The sequence below is a fragment of the Wujia chipingensis genome (assembly GCF_014337155.1).
GTDB classification, from domain to species: domain Bacteria; phylum Bacillota; class Clostridia; order Lachnospirales; family Lachnospiraceae; genus Coprococcus_C; species Coprococcus_C hominis.
Genome location: NZ_CP060632.1, coordinates 2,709,614 through 2,734,414, shown reverse-complemented (window position 1 = coordinate 2,734,414; position 24,801 = coordinate 2,709,614). Strand labels below are relative to the sequence as shown.

General features: G+C 46.2%; 21 protein-coding genes. 20 read left to right on the top strand and 1 reads right to left on the bottom strand.

The genetic code is table 11. The features are described from left to right. Positions 1-51 precede the first annotated feature (51 nt). From H9Q76_RS12755 to H9Q76_RS12660, 20 genes are all read left to right on the top strand, one after another. On the top strand, positions 52-732 hold the full coding sequence (locus H9Q76_RS12755) for a response regulator transcription factor (RefSeq protein WP_249321270.1): 681 nt from the start codon (positions 52-54) through the stop codon (positions 730-732). Continuing rightward, positions 729-1,877 (top strand): sensor histidine kinase, encoded by a 1,149-nt coding sequence (locus H9Q76_RS12750; protein WP_249321269.1) that lies wholly within the window; start codon positions 729-731, stop codon positions 1,875-1,877. Before H9Q76_RS12755 ends, H9Q76_RS12750 begins: the two co-directional genes overlap by 4 nt. Positions 1,878-2,195: 318 nt before the next feature. Then, positions 2,196-3,197: a calcium/sodium antiporter gene (locus tag H9Q76_RS12745; protein ID WP_249321268.1), complete on the top strand. Its 1,002-nt coding sequence runs from the start codon at positions 2,196-2,198 to the stop codon at positions 3,195-3,197. 16 nt (positions 3,198-3,213) lie between these two features. Continuing rightward, entirely contained in the window at positions 3,214-3,903 is a 690-nt protein-coding gene (locus H9Q76_RS12740; protein ID WP_249321267.1) for a TMEM165/GDT1 family protein, read from the top strand. A 125-nt stretch (positions 3,904-4,028) separates the two neighbouring features. Next, entirely contained in the window at positions 4,029-5,021 is a 993-nt protein-coding gene (locus H9Q76_RS12735; RefSeq protein ID WP_249321266.1) for a Fic family protein, read from the top strand. A gap of 30 nt (positions 5,022-5,051) precedes the next feature. Then, complete coding sequence (locus H9Q76_RS12730; RefSeq protein ID WP_249321265.1) at positions 5,052-6,146, top strand: pyridoxal phosphate-dependent aminotransferase; 1,095 nt, start codon at positions 5,052-5,054, stop codon at positions 6,144-6,146. Between the two features lie 131 nt (positions 6,147-6,277). Then, positions 6,278-7,357 carry a Fic family protein gene (locus H9Q76_RS12725; RefSeq protein WP_118374336.1) on the top strand — a complete coding sequence of 360 codons (1,080 nt, stop codon included), beginning with the start codon at positions 6,278-6,280 and terminating at the stop codon, positions 7,355-7,357. A gap of 18 nt (positions 7,358-7,375) precedes the next feature. After that, the gene (locus H9Q76_RS12720) at positions 7,376-8,890 is read left to right on the top strand and encodes a cobyric acid synthase (RefSeq protein WP_249321264.1); all 1,515 of its coding nucleotides are present in this window, start codon (positions 7,376-7,378) and stop codon (positions 8,888-8,890) included. A gap of 70 nt (positions 8,891-8,960) precedes the next feature. Continuing rightward, positions 8,961-9,509: a cob(I)yrinic acid a,c-diamide adenosyltransferase gene (locus H9Q76_RS12715; RefSeq protein ID WP_249321263.1), complete on the top strand. Its 549-nt coding sequence runs from the start codon at positions 8,961-8,963 to the stop codon at positions 9,507-9,509. A gap of 50 nt (positions 9,510-9,559) precedes the next feature. Beyond that, positions 9,560-11,092, top strand: a complete 1,533-nt coding sequence (locus H9Q76_RS12710) for a serine/threonine protein kinase (protein ID WP_249321262.1) — start codon at positions 9,560-9,562, stop codon at positions 11,090-11,092. Between the two features lie 32 nt (positions 11,093-11,124). After that, the gene (locus H9Q76_RS12705; RefSeq protein ID WP_118374337.1) at positions 11,125-12,777 is read left to right on the top strand and encodes a hybrid sensor histidine kinase/response regulator; all 1,653 of its coding nucleotides are present in this window, start codon (positions 11,125-11,127) and stop codon (positions 12,775-12,777) included. A 22-nt stretch (positions 12,778-12,799) separates the two neighbouring features. Beyond that, entirely contained in the window at positions 12,800-14,434 is a 1,635-nt protein-coding gene (locus H9Q76_RS12700) for a class I adenylate-forming enzyme family protein (protein WP_249321261.1), read from the top strand. A 23-nt stretch (positions 14,435-14,457) separates the two neighbouring features. Further along, positions 14,458-16,200: an indolepyruvate ferredoxin oxidoreductase subunit alpha gene (gene iorA, locus H9Q76_RS12695; RefSeq protein ID WP_249321260.1), complete on the top strand. Its 1,743-nt coding sequence runs from the start codon at positions 14,458-14,460 to the stop codon at positions 16,198-16,200. Between the two features lies 1 nt (position 16,201). Then, positions 16,202-16,777 carry an indolepyruvate oxidoreductase subunit beta gene (locus H9Q76_RS12690; RefSeq protein WP_118734694.1) on the top strand — a complete coding sequence of 192 codons (576 nt, stop codon included), beginning with the start codon at positions 16,202-16,204 and terminating at the stop codon, positions 16,775-16,777. Positions 16,778-16,875: 98 nt separating this feature from the next. Continuing rightward, on the top strand, positions 16,876-17,205 hold the full coding sequence (locus tag H9Q76_RS12685) for a hypothetical protein (protein WP_021985904.1): 330 nt from the start codon (positions 16,876-16,878) through the stop codon (positions 17,203-17,205). A gap of 36 nt (positions 17,206-17,241) precedes the next feature. Next, positions 17,242-18,297, top strand: a complete 1,056-nt coding sequence (locus H9Q76_RS12680) for a hypothetical protein (RefSeq protein ID WP_249321259.1) — start codon at positions 17,242-17,244, stop codon at positions 18,295-18,297. A gap of 1 nt (position 18,298) precedes the next feature. Continuing rightward, positions 18,299-18,877 carry an FHA domain-containing protein gene (locus tag H9Q76_RS12675; RefSeq protein WP_249321258.1) on the top strand — a complete coding sequence of 193 codons (579 nt, stop codon included), beginning with the start codon at positions 18,299-18,301 and terminating at the stop codon, positions 18,875-18,877. Further along, the gene (locus H9Q76_RS12670) at positions 18,849-20,648 is read left to right on the top strand and encodes an RNA polymerase sigma factor (RefSeq protein WP_249321257.1); all 1,800 of its coding nucleotides are present in this window, start codon (positions 18,849-18,851) and stop codon (positions 20,646-20,648) included. Before H9Q76_RS12675 ends, H9Q76_RS12670 begins: the two co-directional genes overlap by 29 nt. A gap of 37 nt (positions 20,649-20,685) precedes the next feature. Continuing rightward, a complete protein-coding gene (locus tag H9Q76_RS12665) occupies positions 20,686-22,455 on the top strand; it encodes an RNA polymerase sigma factor (protein WP_249321256.1) in 1,770 nt (589 codons plus the stop codon). 34 nt (positions 22,456-22,489) lie between these two features. Next, on the top strand, positions 22,490-23,050 hold the full coding sequence (locus tag H9Q76_RS12660; RefSeq protein ID WP_249321255.1) for an alpha/beta hydrolase: 561 nt from the start codon (positions 22,490-22,492) through the stop codon (positions 23,048-23,050). 85 nt (positions 23,051-23,135) lie between these two features. On the opposite strand, the gene H9Q76_RS12655 is transcribed toward H9Q76_RS12660, so the two are convergent. Then, positions 23,136-24,791, bottom strand: a complete 1,656-nt coding sequence (locus H9Q76_RS12655; protein ID WP_249321254.1) for a SulP family inorganic anion transporter — start codon at positions 24,789-24,791, stop codon at positions 23,136-23,138. Between the last annotated feature and the right edge of the window lie 10 nt (positions 24,792-24,801).

The following is a 24,801-nucleotide window of genomic DNA, read 5'->3' as shown; positions in this document are numbered from 1 at the left end:
TATTATACAATAGCAGTTGTAAAATTATTGTTAAGAAATGGGAGAAATATTTTGAGATTATTAATAGTGGAAGATGAGAAACAACTATGCGATACAGTTGCGAAAAGCCTGTATGATGCCGGGTATGAGGTGGATACCTGTTATGATGGAGAAACGGCGCTTGAATGCATTCTGGCAGAGAATTATGATTTGATCGTGCTGGATCTGAACCTGCCTGGTATGGATGGGATGGAGATTCTGCGCGAACTAAGACAGAGCAACGAGGAGACGAAGGTGCTTATATTATCCGCCAGAGGACAGATCGCGGATAAGGTTGAAGGGCTGGATGCGGGGGCAAATGACTATATGGAAAAACCGTTTCATCTGCAGGAACTTGAGGCACGTATCAGAAGCCTGACAAGAAGGAAATTTGTGCAGAAGGATGTATGTCTGGAATGTGGCGGGATAAAGTTCGATACGATCCGGCGCGAAGCATACGCCAAAGGGCAGATCGTTCCTTTGACAAGAAAAGAGAATGGAATTTTGGAATATCTGCTGCTCAACCTGGGCAGACCGGTGAGCCAGGAGGAACTGATGGAGCATGTATGGGATGCATCTGTGGACAGTTTCAGCGGAGCCATCCGGGTACATATGTCTTCACTCCGGAGAAAGCTCAAGGCGGTGCTTGGATATGATCCGATCCTGAACAAGGTGGGCGAGGGATATAAACTACGAGAGGAGTCCAATCAATGAAAAAGATGTCACTGCAGTGGAGACTGACCTGTATAATTACCATATATATCGCAGTTATATGTGGCTGTTTGACTATGCTTGTCTATAAAAACGGTGTGTATTATATTGACTCCCTGAAGGAGACTGTCGATGCCAGGGGAGATGAGAAGGCGGATGATGCAGATGAAATCTATATCAGTATTCCGGAAGATAATTGGGATGAGTTTGCGAATGATTTTTCCGTCCAGGTATATAATAACAAGACCGACTACAGGAAAAACAGTCTGATAATCTCGGCGGTGCTGGCGCTGCTTGGCGGAGTGGCTACCTATTTTATAAGCGGACATGCGCTCCGGCCGATTCGTGAGTTCTCGGATAAGATCGAAGAGGTGCAGGCGCAGAATCTGGCTGATTCAAGACTCGAAGAAAATAAGGTGAAAGAACTGAACCAGCTGAGTGTCTCCTACAACAAGATGCTCGGACGTCTCTCGGATGCATTTGAGGTACAGAGGCAATTTACCGCAAATGCAGCACACGAGCTGAGAACCCCGTTAGCTTTAATGCAGGTGCAGCTCGATTCCTATAATTCCGGGCAGCATCCGGGCAGCGATGCCGACACCGTACAGACAATCAAGATGGTTACGGAACAAAACGACAGACTCAGCAAGATGGTGAAGACGCTTCTCGACATGAGTGAGCTTCAGACAGTTGGACGGGATGAGACAATTATGGTCGACGCTCTTGTGGATGAGGTATTGGCAGACTTAGAACCGCTTGCCAGGGAGAAGCATGTAGAACTGACCGGGAACTGCGAGGATATAACGATAGTTGGAAGCGATATTCTTATCTATAGGCTGGTATATAATCTTGTTGAGAACGCAATCAAATATAATCATCCGGGCGGACAGGTCACAGTAAGTGCATTCCGGAAGGAAAAGTGCGTTTGCCTGTCGGTAGCCGATACGGGGAACGGAATCCCGGAGGAGCTTCGGGAGCGTGTCTTTGAGCCGTTCTTTCGAGTGGATAAATCCAGAAGCCGCGCGCTTGGAGGTGTCGGGCTTGGACTTGCACTTGTTTATGAAATCGTGAGAGTACATGACGGAAGTATTACTGTCCGACCAAACCCATCGGGAGGAACGGTTTTTGAAGTGATGTTTACGCAGTGATTTTCGGTTATGAGAAGCATTTCTTCCGGATTCCCCTGTTGACACACACCGCTATATTTGATAAAATTTATCAGGTAATTGAACAGTCCATGAGGGAGTAGTTAGCGCGAAAGTGTGGTTTGTCAACATTCTGATTATAAGTTGAGAGTATAATCTGGCAAATCTTAAATAATGAGACTCATGTATATTGATCAACCGTCTGTGCAATAATCTACACAGGCAGCTGATTGATATACATGAGTCTTTTTTTAAGCTATCCATACTTATGATAGCAGGATTTCGGCTGACGGAAGCTTTGAACGAGAAAAGGAGGAAACCATGGAAAAAATCATTAACAATGCCCCATTTGCCCTTGTGCTTGTATTCCTTGTGATAGGCTTTGTACTGCTTATCAAGGGTGCGGACTTCTTTGTGGAGGGAAGTTCCAGCGTGGCGAAGCGGCTGCATGTGCCGTCGATTATTATCGGACTTACCATCGTTGCGATGGGGACATCCCTTCCGGAAACCGCAGTCAGTGTGTCTGCTTCCCTTGCAGGCAACAATGAGCTTGCAGTCAGCAATGTCGTTGGGTCCAATATCTTTAATCTGATGGTCGTCATTGGCGTGTGTGCCATATTGGCAACAGTGAATGTTGCAAGGGAAACAATCAGGAGAGATATCCCGTTATCCCTTATATGTGCCGGACTTCTGATGCTTCTTGGAATTGTCGGACTTGGCGACAAGACCGGTATGACGCTTGGACATATGGATGGTGTGATATTTATAGTGCTTTTTGCATGTTACATTATCTACATGGTCCGGACTGCGATGAAGGCAAGTAAGGAAGGTAAGAAGGTCGAGATCGAAGGTGGATCGGACGAGGAGATCAAGCTTGTGTCTGTTCCTGTGAGCATCCTGTTTATCATTGGCGGCGCAATCGCAATTGCTGTCGGCGGAGATGTGACGGTTGATGCCGCATCCAGAATCGCAAGCGATCTCGGTATGAGCCAGACACTGATCGGGCTTACGATCGTTTCAATCGGAACATCGCTTCCGGAGCTTGTTACATCTATCGTAGCAGCCAGAAAGAATGAAGTGGATATGGCACTTGGAAATGCAATCGGTTCCAATATATTTAATATATTGATGGTGCTTGGTATAGCATCGGCGATCAGCCCGATCAGCATCATTACAGAAAATATCATTGACCTGTGTGTACTGATCGTATTTACCATATGTGCATGGATCTTTGCAGGAACGAAGAAGAAAATCGGAAGAGCGGAAGGACTGTGTATGGTTGCGCTTTACGCGGCATATGCGGTTTACATCATAGTAAGATAAAGGGGAGCTCGGACAAATGATATTATTCTTCAAGGTGTTTTTCACGGAGTTTATAGCAGAGATGGGCGATAAAACCCAGCTTATGCTGATCGCGCTTACTTCGAAATACAAATTAAGGGACATTATACTCGGTACCGGTGTTGCGATTCTTATACTGAACGGACTTGCGGTTCTGGCAGGCGGACTTGTCAGCGAGTTTGTGCCGGAATGGGTAATCAAGATGATTGCAGCACTCGCATTCCTTTATTTCGCCGCATCCACGATTGCCGGTGACGATGAAGAAGAGGAAGAAGATGGTAAGACGAAGATCAAGTTTGCGCCGCTTGCGGTATTTTGTACATTCTTCGTGGCAGAGCTTGGCGATAAGACACAGCTTACCGCAATCACATTTGGCGCAAATGAAGGCATGCGTGCGGCATTCGTTGTATGGATTGGCTGCTCGCTCGGACTGTTCGCTGCGGATATGCTTGGTATGCTGATCGGATATCTGCTGAAGAGCAAGACGCCGGACGGACTGCTTAGCATGCTTGCATTTGCAATCTTCTCCGTCTTCGGTGTATACACATTGTATCAGGGGCTGAAGCTTGTTTGCGCAAGCGTCTCTCCAATCCCGGTGATTCCGGTGCTTGTAGTTGTGACGATTGTCTTTGCAGGCTTGTGTGCGTTCCTCTTTGTAAGACGGGAGAAAAAGAATAAAACGGCATAAGATGATATTCCCACTGGTGCATTTGTTAGGATTGTAAAATGCGTCAGTGGGATTTTTTTATTGAATTCGGATAAAATATATAGTAAGATAATAAGCAAGATAATAAGCAAGATGGAGTTGGTTAAATGCAAAATTATATACCACCATATACAATATCAAATAAAATGTTGGAGCTTGTTTCAGAGATATCTGAGAAAATAGGAAAGATCAATAGTCACAGGGAATTGGAATCCAGACCGCATTTGCGAAGAAATAACAGAATCCAATCGATACATTCTTCGTTGAAGATAGAAGCGAATTCCTTGTCCTTGTCAGAAGTCCGGGATGTTATAAATGGTCATTTGGTTCTTGGCGACCAGAAGGAAATTCAGGAAGTAAAAAACGCATATGAAGCATATGAGCATATCCCAGACATCAATCCGTTCAGTATAATAGATCTAAAAAAGATACATGGAATTATGACATACCGAACAGTCAATGAATCCGGAGTTTTCAGAAAAGGCGATGAAGGCGTATTTTCCGGTGATACATGCATTTTTGTGGCACCACCTCCACAGATGGTAGACAATTTGATGAATGACTTATTTACATGGATGAAGAAAAGTGAAGGTGTGGTTCATCCGCTTATATTGTCTGCAGTATTTCATTATGAGTTTGTATTTATTCATCCTTTCGCAGACGGAAATGGAAGAATGGCAAGATTGTGGCATACAGCTATCCTGTATCGCTGGAGAAATGTTTTTGAGTATATTCCATTGGAGAGTCAGATAGAAAAATACCAGGCAGAATATTATGACGCAATCGCACAATGTCATGTCAATGGTAATTCAGATAATTTTATTGAATTTATGCTGGAAATGATTTGGCAGATCCTTGACGAAGTGATTGCACAGATTCGCAAATCAGACTCTGAAACATCGGAATATGTAAAACGTATATTAGATGTGATGGAATATGATATCCCATATACATCAAATGCTATTATGCAAGCGCTGGGACTGCGGTCGAAAGAAACGCTTAGGAAAAACTATATCAATCCGGCAATTGAACTGGGGGTTATCAGAATGACGTTACCGGATAAACCGAATAGTAAGAATCAAAGATATGTGAAGCAATAATCTGTTTTATAAAAATGCGAGGAATAAAACATGGAATATAACTATACCCACGGTGGAGATGTCTACCGAAATCCAATCGAATATGATTTTTCTATCAATGTCAATCCACTTGGTATGCCGCTTGCAAGTATTCAGGCGGCGCATGAGGGTGTTGTATTGACTGGCAGATATCCCGATTACAAGGCGGAACAGTTGTGTCATGCGATTGCGAAAGCACAAAATATACCGGCAGACCGGATTATTCCCGGGAACGGCGCAGCGGAGCTTCTGTATGCACTTGGACAGACGATTCCCGGGAAGGCACTTGCAATTGCACCGACTTTTACCGGGTATGCGGAAGCTGTCGCTGCGGGAGGCGGAGAGATGAGTTATGCAGGATGCGAGGATGCGGATGGGGGCGTTGATGATATGAGCGGACAGGATAGGTTGCAGTTTGATTCTGAAACCGTAATTCAACGTCTGCTTGCAAAGCTGGACGATTCCATCCGCCTTGTATTCCTGTGCAATCCGAACAATCCAACCGGAACATTGTTTACGCGGGAACAGATCCTGCGCGTGCTTGCGAAGGCGGAAGCAATGCAGGCGTATGTCTGTGTGGATGAATGTTTCCTGCCATTTTTAGAGGAGGAAGCTTCGTATAGTATGCTGCCTTATCTGGCGAAACATCCGCGGTTGTTAGTGCTCCGTGCATTCACGAAGATTTACTGTATGGCAGGACTTCGACTTGGGTATCTGGCTTGCGGGGATACAGAGTTGCAGTCGAGGATTCGTGCGAAGCTTCAGCCGTGGAATACATCGATTCCCGCACAGATGGCAGGCATCGCGGCATTATCGGATACAGAGTATCTGGCGAAGACACGCGAGAATCTGCAGGCGGAACGCGCGTATCTTGTGCCGAGACTACGTGAGCTGGTGGCGGAAGTGTATGATGGATATGGGAATTTCCTGTTATTTCACGATGAACCGGACTTGAAAGAGCGGATGCTTGAAGTGGGTGTTTTGATTCGTGCGTGCGGTGATTTTGAGGGACTCGATGATACATATTTCCGCATTGGAATCCGTTCCCACAGTGAGAATCAGGAATTCATTCGCAGATTGGCCCATGTGAAAAATGTGGTAAAATAAACTTAGATTTATATAAAGTAGTGAAAAAAGAAATTATAAAATCAAAAAAATCACTGTTTTTTCAAAAAACAGTGATTTTTTTGACCCTGAGTGGTATTATATTACTATAAATGAAAAAGGGGTGTGAATATATGGAACCATATAAAGCAAAAAGTATGCCTTTGGACTATAAAATAGATAAAGATATGTTAAAACTGATTTCAGAAGCAAATGTAAAATATGGGGAATACAAATCATTGTTAAATACGTTGGAATTTGATGCCAGCTATTTCTTGGATTCCGTAATATTAAATGAAAGTTATAAATCGACACAGATTGAGGGAACACAGATATCTCAGGATGAAATGTTTTATCTGAAATATATGGAAAAAACAGATGATAATCAGGAAATACAAAATCTCAAGAAAACAATCGAATATGCGCAAACGTATTTGCAGACGAAAAAGCAAATAAATTATGAACTTGTAAATGAAATGCATAAAATTATATTAGATAGTGTGGGAGGATCGCAAAGAACGCCCGGAAGAATCCGAACGACACAGAATTGGATCGGACCAAGAGGATGTACGATTGAGGGAGCAACATTTATTCCGCCAGTTCCAGAAGAAGTTTATGGATTGCTTATAAATTTATACGATTATATGAATGATGCGTTTACAGATCCTTTGTTGGTAAATGTTGCTTTATCCCATATGCAGTTTGAGACGATTCATGCATATAAGGATGGAAATGGAAGACTGGGCAGGGCATTGATTCCGGTACAAATGGCAATGATGGATGAAAGTACTCCGATTTTGTACATGTCAGAGATTCTCGAATTATATAAGCCATCTTATCAGAGATATCTTATGGAATGTAGAAGAGGCAATGTAGCAGGATATATTAAATTCTTTTTACAGTGTGTGATTGATCAGTGCAATTCATATACTAACAAACTGGAACGAATTAAAGTGATTTACAAAGAAGATATGGAGACAATTAAGCAGATAAAAGGAAATTCGATATATAGAATTATGCCTGTGATTATGAAGCAGATTGTGTTTAATAAAAAAGAAATACAGGATCTGTCTGGGGTATCTGTGAATGTTGTGTCAAGGATAATAGATCAGCTAGTAGATTTACATGTGATTGTACCAGATTCCACGGTTTCGAAAAAAGGATATCGATATCAAAGAATATATGAAGTGTTCGTTGGAACAAATGAGTTTTAAATGACAAGGAGACACAAAATGGCAAAATCAATCATGATTCAGGGCACCATGTCCAACGCGGGCAAATCTCTTATTGCGGCAGGACTTTGCCGCATATTTAAACAGGATGGTTACAAGGTTGCCCCATTCAAATCCCAGAACATGGCATTAAACTCCTATGTGACAAGTGAGGGGCTGGAGATGGGACGTGCACAGGTTGTACAGGCGATGGCGGCCGGTGTGGAACCATCTGTGCGGATGAACCCGATCCTGCTTAAGCCGACGACCGATATGGGTTCGCAGGTGATCGTGCAGGGACAGGTCGTAGGAAACATGCGCGCCATGGATTATTTTGCAAAGAAAAAAGAATATATTCCGGTGATCAGGGAAAGCTACGAGCAGCTTGCTGCAGATCACGACATCATTGTGATCGAGGGCGCGGGAAGTCCGGCGGAGATCAATTTGAAGCAGGATGATATCGTGAATATGGGGATGGCGAAAATCGCGGATGCACCAGTGCTTCTGGTTGGCGACATCGACCGCGGGGGTGTATTTGCGCAGCTAATCGGTACGGTGATGCTCTTGGAACCGGAGGAACAGGCGCGAATCAAAGGTCTGATCATGAACAAATTCCGTGGTGATAAGAAAATATTAGATCCGGGTATTACAATGTTAGAGGAACGGGTAGGTAAGCCGGTGCTCGGCGTGGTGCCGTATGCAGATGTGGATATCGAGGATGAAGATTCTCTTGCGTCAAGTTTGGAAGAGACGCATATACAGGCGGAAATTGATGTGGCTGTGATCCGGTTCCCGCGCATCTCGAATTTCACAGATATGCAGGCGCTCAGCATGGAGCGGGATGTGTCAGTACGCTATGTGACAAAGCCGTCAGAACTAGGAGAACCGGATGTAATCTTACTTCCGGGTACCAAAAATACGATTCAGGATCTGCTCTGGCTGCGGGAAAGCGGACTGGAAGCAAAGATTACGCGTCTGGCGAAGAAGGGCACCATCGTGTTCGGAATCTGTGGCGGGTATCAGATGCTTGGCGAATCACTCATGGATCCATTGCAGACGGAGAGTGCACTTGGTAGTGTGCGTGGTATGGGATTGCTGCCAGTTACAACTGTGTTTGAAGAGGAAAAACAATTGGAGAACCGCGCATACCGGATTGGAATGCTGGAAGGGAATTTTGTGTCACTCAGCAATAAGAAAATTGCCGGTTATGAGATACACATGGGGCGGACGGAAGTTGCTGGCAAAACTAAAACCCCCATTTATCCTTTCGTCAGCGATTCAGCAGGAACCGTACTCGGCTATACGGCAGGAACTGTGGCAGGCAGTTATATTCACGGCATCTTCGATGAAATTGCATTCCGTGAGGCATTTATTGAACTGTTGTATGCGCGCAAAGGGAAAACACGGGGAGAAAGTGAACATTTGACCTTGCAGGAATACCGGGAACAGCAGTTTGACAAGCTGGCACAGGTTCTGCGGGAAAGTCTTGATATGGAGAAAATCTACGAAATTCTGGGACTAATCAAGCAGGGATAAAGTAATTCCTGTGTAAGCGGAAATAAACTCGAAATACAGAAAGCAGTAATAGATTATAAAGGAGACGGAAATGATTCAGATCTATCATGGAGATGGAAAAGGAAAGACAACGGCGGCTGTGGGACTGGCTGTGCGCGCGGTGGGGAGCGGACTTCCTGTACTGTTTGTACAGTTTTTGAAGGATGATACGTCCGGAGAGATTGCAATGCTGCAGAGGCTTGGTGTCGAGACAATGCATGCCCCGCAGATGTATGGATTTGTGAGCCGGATGTGTGAAGAAGAGCTTGCAAAGACGCGTGCATATTTTGCAGATATGCTGGCGCAGGTTGAAATGTGGATTGCAAAACAGAAAAAACAGCATGACGACGTGCGGAAGGAAAATACGGTTGAGGCGGTTGTTGTTTTGGATGAGGTTTTGCACGCTGTAAAGTATGGGTTACTTGATGAGAGTACATTGATGGAAGTGCTGGCGAGCAATCAGGCGCAGATCGAATTCGTTCTGTCCGGACGGAATCCATCGGACAAGCTTCTGGCACTTGCGGATTATGTCACGGAAATGAAAAAGGAAAAGCATCCGTATGAACAGGGAATTTCTGCCAGAAAAGGGATAGAATTCTAAGGACTGTTGTGATAAAATAAAACCGATCATCGACAAAAACAGGAGCGCACATGGAAGCACATCAGTTACCTTCGGGGACGTATCTGGAACAGAATAAATATTATATTGAGCGGGTGCTTGGAGATGGCGGATTTGGAATTACGTATCTTGGGTATGATGTGAAGCTGCAGCGGAAGGTTGCAATCAAAGAATTCTATATGCGCGGGTACTGCTACCGGAATCCCGGAGATCCGAATGTTTACACCGAGGCAGGTGAAAAACGTGAGAATTTCGAGAAGATGAAACAGCAGTATATTGAGGAAGGTCGTGTGCTGGCTGCCTTGGGAGAGCAGCCTGGTGTGGTAAATGTCTACACGTTTATTGAAGAGAACAACACAGCTTACCTTGTCATGGATTTTGTGGAAGGACAGTCGCTGGATGCATATGTAAAAGGTCGGGGAGGCAGGTTATCTGTGTCCGAGACTCTGGCAATCATGCGTCCGGTTATCCGTGCGTTGGCAGGTGTACATAAACGAGGTGTGATCCACCGGGATATCAGCCCGGACAATATCATGATCACACATGACCGAAAGGTGAAGCTGATTGATTTTGGCGCTGCGCGAATGTATGGAAATTATAATTATCTCCGCGTGCAAAAGGGTGGATATTCGCCAATCGAACAGGTGTCACCGGGAGCGCAGATTGGACCGTATTCCGATGTATATGCGCTTTGTGCGACGATGTATACTTGCATGACCGGGGTGAAGGTGCCGCATGCCGTCGAGCGGGCAAAGCAGGACAGACTTGTGCCGCCATCTGCGATGGGACTTGTGATCGCACCGCAGGAAGAAGCTGTTTTGATGCAGGGACTTGCAATTGATCCGGCACAGAGGTATGCAAATGCGGAACAGTTGTATCAGGCATTGTACGAGACGTCGATGGAGCAAACAGGAAGCGTATCCATGATGACGCACAGTGGAATATCTCAGATGTTGGCGGATATGCAGGCAGACCGGAAAAAGCAGGCACATAGAAAAAAGCAGATTGGTATGGTCTGTGGTATTGTTCTGTTGTTGGGGATTGGAACTTTTATATATTTTCAGAGGACGCGAAATGGGGATGAGACAACGGCTGCTTCCGAAGCAACGACACAGCAGATCTTACAGACGGAGATAGATGCGAGTCCGGTGGAGGAAGTGGATTGTACTGCATATGCGCAGGCGTTTTATGATTTATGTGCGAAGCAGCACGAATCAAAGGGGAATACTCTGACACAGAGGGATGAATTTACAGTTGCTGCCAAAGAGACAGCGGCAAAAAGCGCGGCGTTGGTATATACCAGCATGGATGAATTAAATGCCGCGTTAACGGAGATTGGCAATCAGGCGATTGCCACATATAAGATACCGAATACCGGATGGGTGACATATACATTTTCTTTAAAGGAAGATGTCGCGACGGTAAAACAGGCATTGGATACTTATATTGCACAGATGAACGAGGAAAATCAGGGAACCGTGGATTTGGATAATTGTGCGTATCTTGGCGTCAGCGTAGCGCGAGCGCAGGATGGTACATATTTCTGGGCAGTATTTTATCAATAAAGAACAGGAAAACATAAGGAAAAAAGGAGAACATGGGGGATTTTGAAATGGATAAAAACGGGGATTTTAAGGAATCGTCAAAGGACAAATTGAATCGTGCCATCGCATCTATGTGCGATGAATGGTTGTTGATTGAGGAGATTGATCTGGAAGCGGATACATTTGAAATCCTGCACGATAATTTGCAGAAGCAGGGGATTCCGGTACCACGGAATTGTAGTTACAGCCAGCAGAATTTCGAGATGCAGGAGCTGGTTGCACCAGAATATCAGGAATATCGTTATAATTTCGGTGTGCGGGATAATCTGCGCAAGCTTCTGAAGCAGAGCGATACCGCGGAATGCGAGTATATTGTATGCACGGGAGAAAATGTATGGCGCAGAGATGTGTTCAAGGTAGTGGAATGGAAAGATGAGGAACCGAAGATTTTAAACTGGTTCCACATGAATATTGACAGCAAGAAGTCTGCAGAGTTAAAACAGCGGCAGGCGATTCGGGATGCATATCTGCAAAGTGAGCAGGCATATGCAATCAAAAATATGTATCTCAAGCGGCTGAACGAGGAATTGCAGATGCCGATCAACATGATCGTCGGAAATGCATCCGTTGCGCGGACATTTGTCACGAATCCGGAACGTGTGACTGCGTGTATCGAGGAGATTTCCCTTTCAGCAAAGGCAATCTTCCGTATGGTGCGTCAGATGATCAATACAGACGCGATACAGCAGGGTACGACGCTGTTGCAGATGCAGCAGACATCTGTAGAAAATCTGTGGAGAAATACGCTTGATATTGTCAAGCCATCCATGCGGCTTCGGCGGCACACAATGCATCTGGACATGGCACAGCTTTACCATCGCAATGTGATTGGCGATGTGGAGAAGATGCAGCAGATATTGTTGAATTTATTGCAAAATGCAATTGATTATACGCCATATCAGGGCGAGATATTTTGTGGGATCAAAGAGAAACCGATGGACGAAACGACCGGATACTTTGAATTTTATGTGCAGGACAATGGAGTCGGTATGTCTGAGGAGTTTCGGAAGATTATGTTCGAGCCATTTGCAAGAGAGCATTCAGACCGGATTGAGCGTGTGGAAGGCTCTGGCTTGGGGTTGATGATCGTGCAGAATTTGGTTCGTCTGCTGGATGGAGAGATTGAGGTTGAGACAAAGACTGGTCATGGGACGAAGATCACAGTTGGAATGAAACTGCGATATGGAACAGAGTCCAAGGATGCCGCAGAAGAGATTCAGTATTTTGACTGGAGCGATTGGGAATCTGCGCGCGAGAGGAAAACGATGTTTTCCGGACAGCATGTGCTGGTTGTAGATGATAATGATATTACCGCTTCGATTGAGGAGCAGATTTTGACAGAACGTGGACTTGTTGTTGACCGTGCGATCAATGGAGAGGATGCGATCTGCATGTTTGAACGGTCACCGGCGCATTACTATGATCTGATATTGATGGATATGGGATTGCCGTTTATGGATGGTTATGCAACAACAATGGGGATACGACAGCTTCGCGAGGATGGAAGGACGGTTCCAGTGATTGCGTTGTCTTCCCGGTTATATGCAGACGATGAGTTTCATGGAGAAGAATATGGAATGAAAGCAAGGCTTCAAAAACCTGTCAGTGCAAGGAAACTGATGGAAGCCGTGCGCGAATATATATAAAATTAAGGAGTCGCAAAAGAAAATGCCAGTTACAGAGTACCTAGAGAGAAATGCCAGATTGTACCCGGATGAGGTTGCACTGGTGGAGTTGAATCCGGATGAGCCGGATACGAGAAGAACTTCGTGGAAGGAGTTCGAGCTGATACAGCCATCGAGATTTGAGCCGTATCGAAGAGAGATTACATGGAGTGTCTTCGATGAGAAGGCAAACCGGTTTGCCAACATGCTGATCGGGCGAGGCATCAAGAAGGGCGATAAGGTCGCAATCCTGATGTATAACTGTCTGGAATGGCTGCCGATTTATTTCGGCGTTCTGAAGACAGGAGCCATCGCCGTGCCGTTTAATTTCCGGTATGATGCAGAAGAGATTTTATATTGTGCAGAGCTTGCAGAGGTTGATATGATCGTGTTTGGCCCGGCGTTCATCGGTCGAATCGAGACAAATGCAGAGCGGCTTTCCAAGGGAAGACTGTTGATCTATGTCGGGGATAACTGTCCGGAATTCGCAGAGAGCTATCATCAGCTTGTGGCAGATTGTTCGAGCCATGCACCAAATGTGGAGATCACAGATGATGATTTTGGAGCGATTTATTTTTCATCCGGAACGACCGGATTCCCGAAGGCAATTTTACATAAACACCAGAGCTTAACACAGGCCGCACAGATGGAGCAGAAGCATCACGGCACGAGCCGGGATGATACGTTCCTGTGTATCCCGCCACTGTACCATACCGGTGCGAAGTTCCACTGGATGGGAAGTCTCGTGGCAGGCAGCAAGGCTGTGCTCTTAAAGGGCACAAAACCGGAGACGATTCTCTCCGCTGTGTCGAGTGAGCATTGTACGATCGTCTGGCTGCTCGTTCCGTGGGCACAGGATATTCTGGACGCGTTAGACCGCGGGGACCTGAAGTTAGAGGATTATGAGCTTTCGCAGTGGCGGCTTATGCATATCGGTGCACAGCCGGTACCGCCATCGCTGATCAAGCGCTGGAAAGAATATTTCCCACATCACCAGTACGATACGAACTATGGACTTTCCGAGTCAACAGGTCCTGGCTGTGTGCACCTGGGTGTGGAGAATATCCATAAGGTTGGAGCCATCGGCGTGCCGGGCTATCGTTGGGAATGTAAGATTGTGGACGAGAATGGTGTGACGGTACCACAGGGTGAAGTCGGAGAACTCTGTGTCAAGGGACCGGGTGTGATGACCTGCTATTACAGAAATGAGGAAGCAACCGCGGAGACAATCAGGGATGGCTGGTTATTTACCGGAGATATGGCAAGACAGGACGAGGACGGATTCTATTTCCTTGTCGACCGGAAGAAGGATGTCATCGTCAGTGGAGGCGAGAACATCTATCCGGTACAGATCGAGGATTTCCTGCGCAAGCATAATAAGATCAAGGATGTGGCAGTCATCGGACTTCCGGACCGTCGATTGGGCGAGAAGACAGCCGCGATCATCGAGATCAAGGACGGTATGACCTGTACAGAGGAAGAGATCGAGAACTTCTGCTTGGAGCTTCCGAGATATAAGAGACCAAAGCAGATTATTTTCCATGAGATTCCGCGAAATGCAACCGGCAAGATCGAGAAGCCGAAGCTTCGTCAGATGTACGGCGCAGACAAGCTGGTGGAGAAGGAAAATGAGGCATAAAGGATAAAAGGAGTAAATTATAAATGAAAGAATTGATGTTGGGAAATAAGGCGCTTGCACGCGGCTTATACGAAGCTGGATGTAAAGTGATTTCCAGTTATCCGGGTACACCGAGTACGGAGATTACCGAGGAAGCTGCTTTATACGATGAGATCTATTGTGAGTGGGCACCGAACGAGAAGGTGGCTATGGAAGTGGCACATGGCGCGAGTCTGGGTGGAGTCAGAAGCGCAACGGCAATGAAGCATGTTGGATTGAATGTGGCAGCAGACCCATTGTTCACGATCTCTTATCAGGGATTAAATGCAGGTCTGGTTGTCTGCGTGGCTGATGATCCGGGTATGCATTCTTCCCAGAATGAGCAGGATTCGAGACATTATGCAGAGGCAGCGAAGGTGCCGATGTTAGAGCCGGCAGATTCAGAGGAAGCGCGCGTATTTGCAAAGCGTGCGTACGAATTATCTGAGAAGTTCAATACACCTGTATTTCTTAAAATGTGTACACGTGTGGCACATTCACAGAGTGTTGTAAATACAGAGGAGCGGATCGTTCCGGAGCAGGTTCCTTACAAGAAGGACCCGACAAAGGTTATGATGACGAAGAATTCCCGTGATGCGCATGTGCGCGTGGAGCAGCGGACAAAGGATCTGATCGCATTTGCAGAGGATTGTGACTTAAACCGCGTGGAGATGGGCGATACATCCATCGGATTTATCACAAGCTCCACATCGTATCAGTATGCAAAGGAAGTATATGGTGATAATGCAAGCTACCTGAAGCTTGGTATGATCTGGCCACTTCCAGAGAAGCTGATTTTAGACTTTGCAGAGCATGTGGATAAGGTTGTAGTCTTAGAGGAGTTAGATCCATTTATCGAGAATCACTGCAGAAAGCTTGGCTTAGAGGTTGTCGGCAAAGAGACATTCCCGATCTGCGGCGAATTCTCACAGAATCTGGTGCGTACGGCACTTGGCGGAGACGCACCGGATGAACTGGCGATTGCCGATGAGATTCCGGGACGTCCGCCTGTGATGTGTGCGGGCTGTCCACACCGTGGAATCTTCTATATTCTTTCGAAGTTAAAGTGTATGGTCTATGGTGATATCGGATGTTATACATTGGGTGCCGTGGCACCATTAAATGCAATGGACTTAAATGTCTGCATGGGTGCATCGTGCTCCGGTCTGCATGGCTTTAATAAGGCGATGGGTGAACAGGGCGAGAAGATGAGTGTCGGTGTAATCGGTGATTCGACCTTCATTCATTCCGGCATTACTGGTATTACAGATATTGCATATAACATGAGTAATTCAACCGTGATTATTCTGGACAACTCGATCACAGGTATGACCGGACATCAGCAGAATCCGACAACCGGTAAGAACCTGCGTGGCGAGCCAGCTGGAAAGGTAAATCTCGAAGCACTCTGTGCAGCACTTGGATTTAACCGTGTCACGGTTGTTGATCCATACGATCTCGCAGAGGTGGAGCGTGTCGTGAAGGAAGAGCTTGTCGCAGAGGAGCCAAGTATCATCATCAGCCGCCGTCCATGTGTTATGATCAAGGGTACGGTACATAAACCGCCAATCAAGGTGAATACCGATAAATGTGTCGGCTGTAAGATGTGTATGAAGATCGGATGTCCTGCGATTTCCGTGAGGGATAAGAAGGCAGTGATCGATACGACGTTGTGTATCGGTTGTGAAGTATGTACACAGATGTGTAAATTCGGCGCATTGTGTCCGGCAGCAAAGGAGGGCAGGTAAGATGGAGACAAAGAATATTATGATCGTCGGTGTCGGCGGACAGGGTACGTTACTTGCCAGCAAGATCTTAGGGCATGTGCTGCTCTCACAGAATTTTGATGTGAAGGTTTCCGAGGTGCATGGAATGAGCCAGCGGGGCGGAAGCGTTGTCACATATGTAAGATATGGTGAGAAGGTGTATTCACCGGTCATTGATAAGGGCGAGGCAGATGCGATTGTCGCATTTGAGAAGCTCGAAGCGGCAAGATGGATCTCCTACCTGAAGAAGGGTGGACAGATTATCGTGAATACACAGGAGGTAGAGCCGATGCCGGTCATCACAGGCGCTGCGGAGTATCCACAGGAGCTTGTCTCCAAGATGGAGGCAGCCGGTGCGAATGTCGATGCGAAGGATTTCCTTGCTATCGCAGAGGAGGCAGGTTCTGCCAAGGCGGTAAATATCGCACTCATGGGAAGACTTTCGAAGTATTTTCCGGAGATTCCGGAAGCAGCATGGGAGGAAGCAATCGATGTGATCGTTGCGGAGAAGTTCCGTGCTTTAAACCACAAAGCATTTGAGTTTGGAAGAAATGCATAGGCAAGTGTAAACTTTGCCTGAAAACGCCTTTCCTTTGTTCGTGTAATATAAGGACATCAGCAAGAGCTGAAAAACAAACGAACAAAGGAGAGGTAAAAATGAAAAGATTGGAAATTGCGCAGTATATTGCACTTGGAGCAACTTGTATGACAGTATTGGGGTTCGTAATCAACCTCGCCACACAGAGCAGATGGAGCATAACGATGTGTGGATATGGTGTGATGATCGGATTGATCTCATACTTCTTCGGCGGAATCAAAACCGCAGTGAAGATGGCGGGAAAGATTGCAAAATGGGGCTGGATCATTCTGCCGTTTCCGTATGATATCGTGACCGGTCTGGTTGCATTTTTTATTTCGATTTTCGTATTTATGGCGTTGCCAATTATTCCGATCCGTAAGGCGTACAAGGAACAGTCGATGGAGTAAACGGATGCCTGTGACAGGCATCTCACAGGATGATGTATGGAAGAAAATGATTATGAGACAAGATTTATAAGAGAAGAGATCGGAAGATGTGAGGATCTGGATGAGCTGAAAGCGCGGATTTTTCCACTGCTGCAGTCACAGCAGGAGCTGTGGATGCAGAAGATGCAGGAAATCCTTGCGGAGAGCGGACTCACGAAGTCTGCATTTGCGAAGCGGTGCCGCGTGAGCCGGGTGTCAGTCGACAAATGGTGCAAGGGAGCGATCCCGAAGAACCGCGAGACATTTCTTCGAATCGGCATGGCGGCGGAGTATGACTTAGAGAAGATGAACCAGCTTCTGCGACGGTACGGGCAGTACCCGGAGCTTTATTCGAAGAGCTTGGAAGACTGTGTCTGTATCTACGTGTTAAATCACAGGTTTGAAATGGATGGTTCCGGAAACGGTGCATCAGAAAAGTGCGGGGAATCGTATGGACTGACCGCCTATGATTACATATTGTCGCAGATTAAGGAGAACATGACGGCGGATACAGATATGGAAATCCCGGATATCAATACGGCACAGTTTGCCGAGCAGTTATCACAGGTGGAGAATGCAGATGCCTTAACGCAGTTCATCTATGACAATATCGCAACATTCTCCTCAGCATATCAGAAGTTTTATGCCTATGTGAAAATGTATGTGACGATCAATTACCAGCGGTATTCGTCGAGCGTGGCGAATCTGGCAGAGGGACAGGGCTGGTCGTCGTCGCTGCGGCAGTGCGTGTCTGCGATACGGCAGAACAAATGGTATCCGACGCGGAACAAGATTATCTCGCTGGGACTGCATCTGAGCATGGATCATGAGCAGATCGACGAGATGCTTACGCTGGCACATATGGAACCTTTGTGTGCGAAGAACCTGTTTGAGAGTGTGATCCTGTTTATTCTGGATGATGCGGAACTGAACAATATGCTTGATACGGAATCGGAGGAATTCGATCCGGATGAGTTATGCCGCTATGCGCGCAAGGTGCTGCTGGAGCTTGACCTGCCGGAGATTGACGCGTTTCTCGCGGAGCTTCCGGATCTCGATACGGATATATGGTAGGATGGAAAATAATTTAATCGTAATTGAAAATGGACAATTGAATATCTATTTGCTGGACAATCAGGTCGTCTGGGAGGTTGGACGGATGTCGAAGGAGCATACGCCGGATATCCCGATGCATGCAACGACGATCAGCCGCAGACATGGACGGTTCCAGAATATGGACGGTATCTGGTTTTACATGGACGAAAACCCGAAGAACGGTACGATCCGCAATCAGAAGAAGCTTTCTTCCGGGCTGCATGGGCTCGTCAAGCCGGTGATGGTTTCGCCGGGGGATGTGTTCGTCTTCGGTGGCGGCGAGGATGCGGTCGTAAGTCCGGCGACGGTGTGGGCATTCTTCCGGACGCGGTACTATGATGCACCGTGGCGGGCGATGGATTCGCGTGGCTGCAGCAAGTTCCTGATCGTGGATGGAGATATCCGGATGAAATTAGCGAACCCGGAGCCGGGAAGTGTGGTAGAATGTGAACACGGGATGGTGATCTATATGGGTGCGCTTACCTATGTGATCGGACCGTTGAAGGTGATGGGAAGTAAAGGGAGTACAGATGGAACCAATTATTACGGAACAAATTGAGAAATTTCAGTCCGGAGATTTCAGCGGATATGAGAGCTTTTATTATGCGACATCGCAGACGGTCTATACGATGCTGCATACGATTATTCCGGATGAGAACACTGCGGCAGAGCTGATGCCGAAGGTATATGAGAAAATCTATGCGAATGTGCAGACGCTTCCACAGACAGAGGCATTTTATGCGTGGAGCGCAAAGCTTGCAAATGAGGAAGCTTTGGAGTACTTAAAGGGAAACACCACACAGGCAGAGATGGATGTTGTAAATGCACAGACTATGGAATCGGCAGACAGCGGTTCGGATATGCCGTTCTATGATTATGCGGCGGAGGATGAAGCTCTCACAATCACCGAGGAATTGTCTGAGAATCGGGTATTTACAGAGAAAGTAGAGGCTGTGATCGAGGCATTATCGCCGATGGAAAAAATCGTATTCCAGTCGTATTATTATTTTGGAGACAGCGTGCCGTCAATCGTAGAAAAAACGGGATGTACGACGCGGGCGGTAAAGCATACCATCGGACAGACACGGACAGCCTTGCTTTCTGCAATCACCGCGTATGGACAGGCACCTGCATATGCGGTACAGCAGGAGAAGTCGCATAAATTCAGCTTGAAGGATACACCTTGGATGTATATTTTGTTCCAGAATTATATTGGAAAGGTGACGGGCATCGCGCATGTCGGAATCACAGGAAGTGCGGCTGGTGCAATCGCGATGGTCGGACAGGCAGGTGGCGTGGCAGGAACATCTGCGGTAATCGGACAGGCAGGAGGTATTGCAGGAACCACGGCAGGACAGGCAGGGAGTGCTGCAAGTGCAGCGGTAACCGGACAGGCGGGCGGAGCTACAGGTGCAGCAGCGAAAGCATTTGCAAAGGGAAGCGCAAAATTCCTTGGTACGGTTGGCGGAAAAGTGGCAGTTGGAGTTGTCGGAGTTGCAGCGGTTGTCGGCATCGGTCTGGGAATCCATCATGCATCGGCAAAACCGGAAAAACACATTGTAGCAATAGAAGAAGAGAATGGCAGTGGTGCGCTTATGTGGGAGGATGGACCGGCACCTGAAGTTGAGACAGAACAAACGGAAGAGGAGACAATGCCGGAGAACGAAGATGAGCAGCAGGTAAAGTCACAATTAGAAGTAATGCTGGAACAGGCGAGAACGGGGATGGAAGATTATGCTACAACCGGGAAAAGTGAGTATTCAGATTATTACACAATTACAACGTACAGTAAGGAAAACAGTTTTTATGCACTGGAAGATATTGACGAGGATGGAGAAGATGAGCTTTTGTTTGGTTGTTGGAATTCGGAGAAGAGGATGGTAGAAATCCGAGATATCTGTAATTGGGAATATCATCCAGAAGCCAGATATGGGAATTGCTATTATAGTGAAGGAAATGTTATGTCGGTACATGCCTCCGATGATCAAAATTATGATTTGGTATATTATGATTCGTCGTTGGAGGATGATTATTCTTGTACATGTTTATTAGAATTGCGTGGAAGAGATGGCGTAATTAGATATTATGAATTAGGTTATGGTGCTCAACCAGATTATTTCAGTGGACCGATAGAGGTTACATATGATACATTCCTTCAGCAATTAGACGATGATTATCAAAGTCTACAGTATACGGAAATTGATGAATCAACATGGGCAGGGCAGGAAGAAGCACATTCATATAAGAAACTATCGTGGAAACCAATGTTTGAGGACGAAACAATTTTGAACGATGATCCATCAATCCCGGATGCGGATGGGAAATTCTAAATAAAAAAACATTTAAGTGAACAATCAGAGGGAGTAAATGAATCCAATCATTACAGAGCAACTTAACAAATTTAAAAATGGAGATTTTGGAGGGTATGAAAGCTTTTATAATGAGACAGTAAGCACGGTCTACACGATGCTTCATACAGTTGTCCATGATTCAAATGTAGCGACATCGTTGGTGCCACAGGTATACGATAAAATCTACCAGAATGTGACAAGCTTGGAACAGACCAACGGATTTTACCAATGGGCTGCAGAGCTTGCAAATGAGGAGGCACTGGGATATCTGAAGGAAAATGGATGGACAGAGATTCATAATGATTCTGTTGAGAATACTTATGAACAGGCGGTAGACGGGAAATTTTATGATTATGCGGTGGAAGATGAGGCGTTAACTATAACGGAAGATGCAGTTTTGGATACTTCTTTTGTTACAAGAGTGCAGGAAATTGTAACTACGTTGTCACCGATGGATCGTGTCGTTTTTCAGGACTATTATTATTTTGGTGTTAGTGTGCCAGAGATTGCAGTGAAGACAGGATGTAAAGATTCGGATATCAGATATACACTGAGTCAGACACGGACAGCTATTTTGCAGACAATCGCACTGGCGCCTGTGGATGATTCGGAAAATGGAAATTCCAATATCAGAAGATATCGTTTGGCAGAAGTGCCATGGATGTGGATTGCATATCAGAATTTCCTTGCATATACACTTGGGATTGATACGATTAGCATTGCAGGATGGTTGGCCGACATATTTGGACAGATAGTAGGAAGTGGGATAGCAGTAAGCGGAATGGATGCAGAAGGAACTGCAACCGGAGCTGTGTCAAATGGTGCGTTCTCAGTTGGAGCTGGTGTGCCCGCGGGAGAAGCAACGGGTGCAGCGGCTGGAAGTGTCGGAGCTTCTGGTACGAGTGGAGGTGTGGCAGCAATCTTTGGTACAATTGGTGGAAAAATTGCAATCGGTATCGTTGGGACTGCAATGGTAGCAGCAATCGGCGTTGGTGTGCATCACGTTGTGACAGAAAATCAGTCGACTACCGAAAAGACGGCTGTGTCGACAATGGGAGATGCTTCAGAAAACGAAATTATTATGAATTATACTTCCTATGAAGCGGTGCTAGCAGACTTAAGACAGTGTATTGAACAGGGAACAACCTATGTAGCCAGCGAGAATTTTACAGATAAGAGTAAAAATAAAAATGCGTTTTACGTGATTGATGATTTCGATGGGGATGGAACGGAGGAGTTAATAATTGGTCAGTGGAACGCGGTGATTGGAGGAATGGATATTGGGGATATATTTACGATGCGTGACGGAAACGTTGTAAAGATTTTCACCTGCAACTATGGGTATGGTGACAATGGTCAGAGCGCTGTTCTTTATAATGATGGAATCATATATGAAAATGCAGAAAAGATAAATTTTGAAAATGAACAGGCTTTGGAGTGTAAATATGTTTATAATATCAGATGGAGAATTGCAGGCGGAACCTGTAACTTTGATATTGCAAAGATTACATATAGTGCAGATGGGGAAGGCAGAAGTGCATATCAAATAATTTTTATTCATGATGAAAAGGCATTAAGCATGTTTGATAACACAGTTGAAACAGGTTTTTCGGCAGTGCAGAATCTTGTTGATTCTGCGCCAGAAATATATATAAAACCGACGGTAAATGAAGACTTGGGTGATGGTTTAAATATATATAAGACAAGCTGGAAGACCTTATATGATGATAATTCCTATATGAACACGGATAGTGGTCCAAAACCGGATGCGGATGGGAAGTTCTAATACCAAATCAAAAAGAAAAACGAGGAACAAATCTATGAAGAAACTGGCAATATTTTTCCCGGGAATCGGGTATCATGCGGACAAGCCGCTCCTATATTACAGCCGGAAGCTGGCGGGCGAGGCAGGCTATGAGCAGATCGCTTTGAAATACGATTATCATGCGGGGAATATCCGCGGGAACAAAGAGAAGATGGAAGCGGCTTTCCATGTACTGTATGCACAGGCGGAAGCACAGCTTGCAGATGTTGATTTTACAGCATATGCAGAAGTGCTGTTTGTATCGAAAAGCGTTGGTACGATTATCGCATCTGCCTATGCACAGAAACTCGAAGAAACGGGAACGGAAGCAGAACTCCGCCATATCCTATACACGCCGCTTGAGGCAACCTACAACTTTGCCCCGAAGCATGCGGCTGCATTTATCGGAACGGCTGATCCGTGGAGTGATGTGCCTGCAGTGATCCGGATGAGTGAAGCGCAGGGCGTTCCGATGCATGTCTACGAGAATGCAAACCATTCGCTGGAGACTGCGGACACGATGCAGAACCTGAACATCCTGCAGGATGTGATGGAGAAGACCAAAGCAATTATATAATACAAAAGCCCCTGCTGCAGTCCGGTGTGATTGGAAATATATCCACAGACGCAATCGGGGCTTTTTGTTATGGTAAGCAGAATGCTTAATTATCAAACGTTGCCGCTTTTGCTAACGCAACATCGATGTTCACACAGAAGTTCTCTTCGCCAAGTTTTTCTACGAAACCGGCTTTCCCCATCACATGGCGTGGCTGCTCATTCACGTGGGAGAGCAGCAAATGGATGCCTTTCTTCTGGCACGTTTTATATGCTTCCTCGAGCGATTCCAGTCCGGTGATATCCATAGCCGGGACATCGCGCATACGAAGAATCAGAACATTCTTGTGTTTTTCGTGTGTAAATGCAAGGTAGTCATTTGTCTCCGCAAAAAACATCGGACCGAGAATTTCATATACCATTGTGTTGCGTGGTACATTCTTCAGGTCAGTGTGCTCGGAGATCTCATTTTTGTCCAGATCTTCCTTGTAGATCCATGGTTTCACTTCGCCGACATCAGACATTCGCTTCATGAACAGGAATGCTGCCATGACCATACCAATCTCGATAGCCACAACCAGATCGAAGAATACCGTCAGAAGCAGAGTGGTGATCAGGACGAGAATATCGCTTTTCGGTGCGGTTTTGATCATGTGGCCAAATGTCTTGAAGCCGCTCATGTTGTAGGCAACCATGATCAGGATTGCGGCAAGACAGGTCATCGGAATCATAGATGCATACGGCATCAGGAACAGCAGGATCAACAGCAGGGTGATCGCATGGACGATACCAGCGATTGGTGTACGTCCGCCGTTTTTGACATTGGCTGCGGTTCTGGCGATCGCTCCGGTTGCCGGGATACCGCCGAAGAGAGACGACATGATGTTACCGACGCCCTGACCGACTAACTCCGCATTCGAGCGGTGGTGTCCACCGATCATACCATCGGATACAACACAGGAAAGCAGCGATTCGATCGAAGCCAAGATTGCGATTGTAAATGCCGGTGAGATCAGCTCTTTCACCAGTGCGAACGAAAGCTGCGGGGCGGCGAATTTCGGGAAGCCTGCCTTAATCGTGTACAGATCCCCGATCGTAGCAACCGGAAGTTTGCCGAGCTGGACAATCAGTGTGGTTACAAGGATTGCAATCAGGCTGCCCGGAATCTTCGCAGATACCTTCGGCCAGAAGATCTGGATCAGCAGCGCGAGCATACCGATACCGAACGTCATCCAGTCAATCGTGTGAAATGCTTTCGCATAGGCAGCACATTTATCAACAAATTCGGATGGTACAGCCCCCATGGACAGACCGAAGAAGTCCTTGAGCTGTCCGGCGAAGATACCGATTGCGATACCAAATGTAAAGCCGACCGTGATCGTTTTCGGGATAAATTTGATCAGATTGCCGAAATGGCACAGTCCCATGATGATCATGATGATACCAGACAAAAAAGTAGCGATTGTAAGTCCGGTCATGCCATATTGGGCGATGATGCCGTAGATGATAACAACGAATGCTGCGGTCGGACCGCCGATCTGCACGCGGCTGCCACCGAGCAGGGAGATGAAGAATCCTGCGATGATGGCTGTGTACAGACCCTGCTCCGGATTGACACCGGAGGCAATGGCAAGTGCAATCGATAAAGGCAATGCGATGATCGCCACGATGATACCTGCGACGATATCCTTCACAAACTGTTCCTTTGTATATGTTTTCATAGTGCTAAAAAGTTTCGGTTTTATATATTTGAGCTTTTCCATGTCAGTAAAA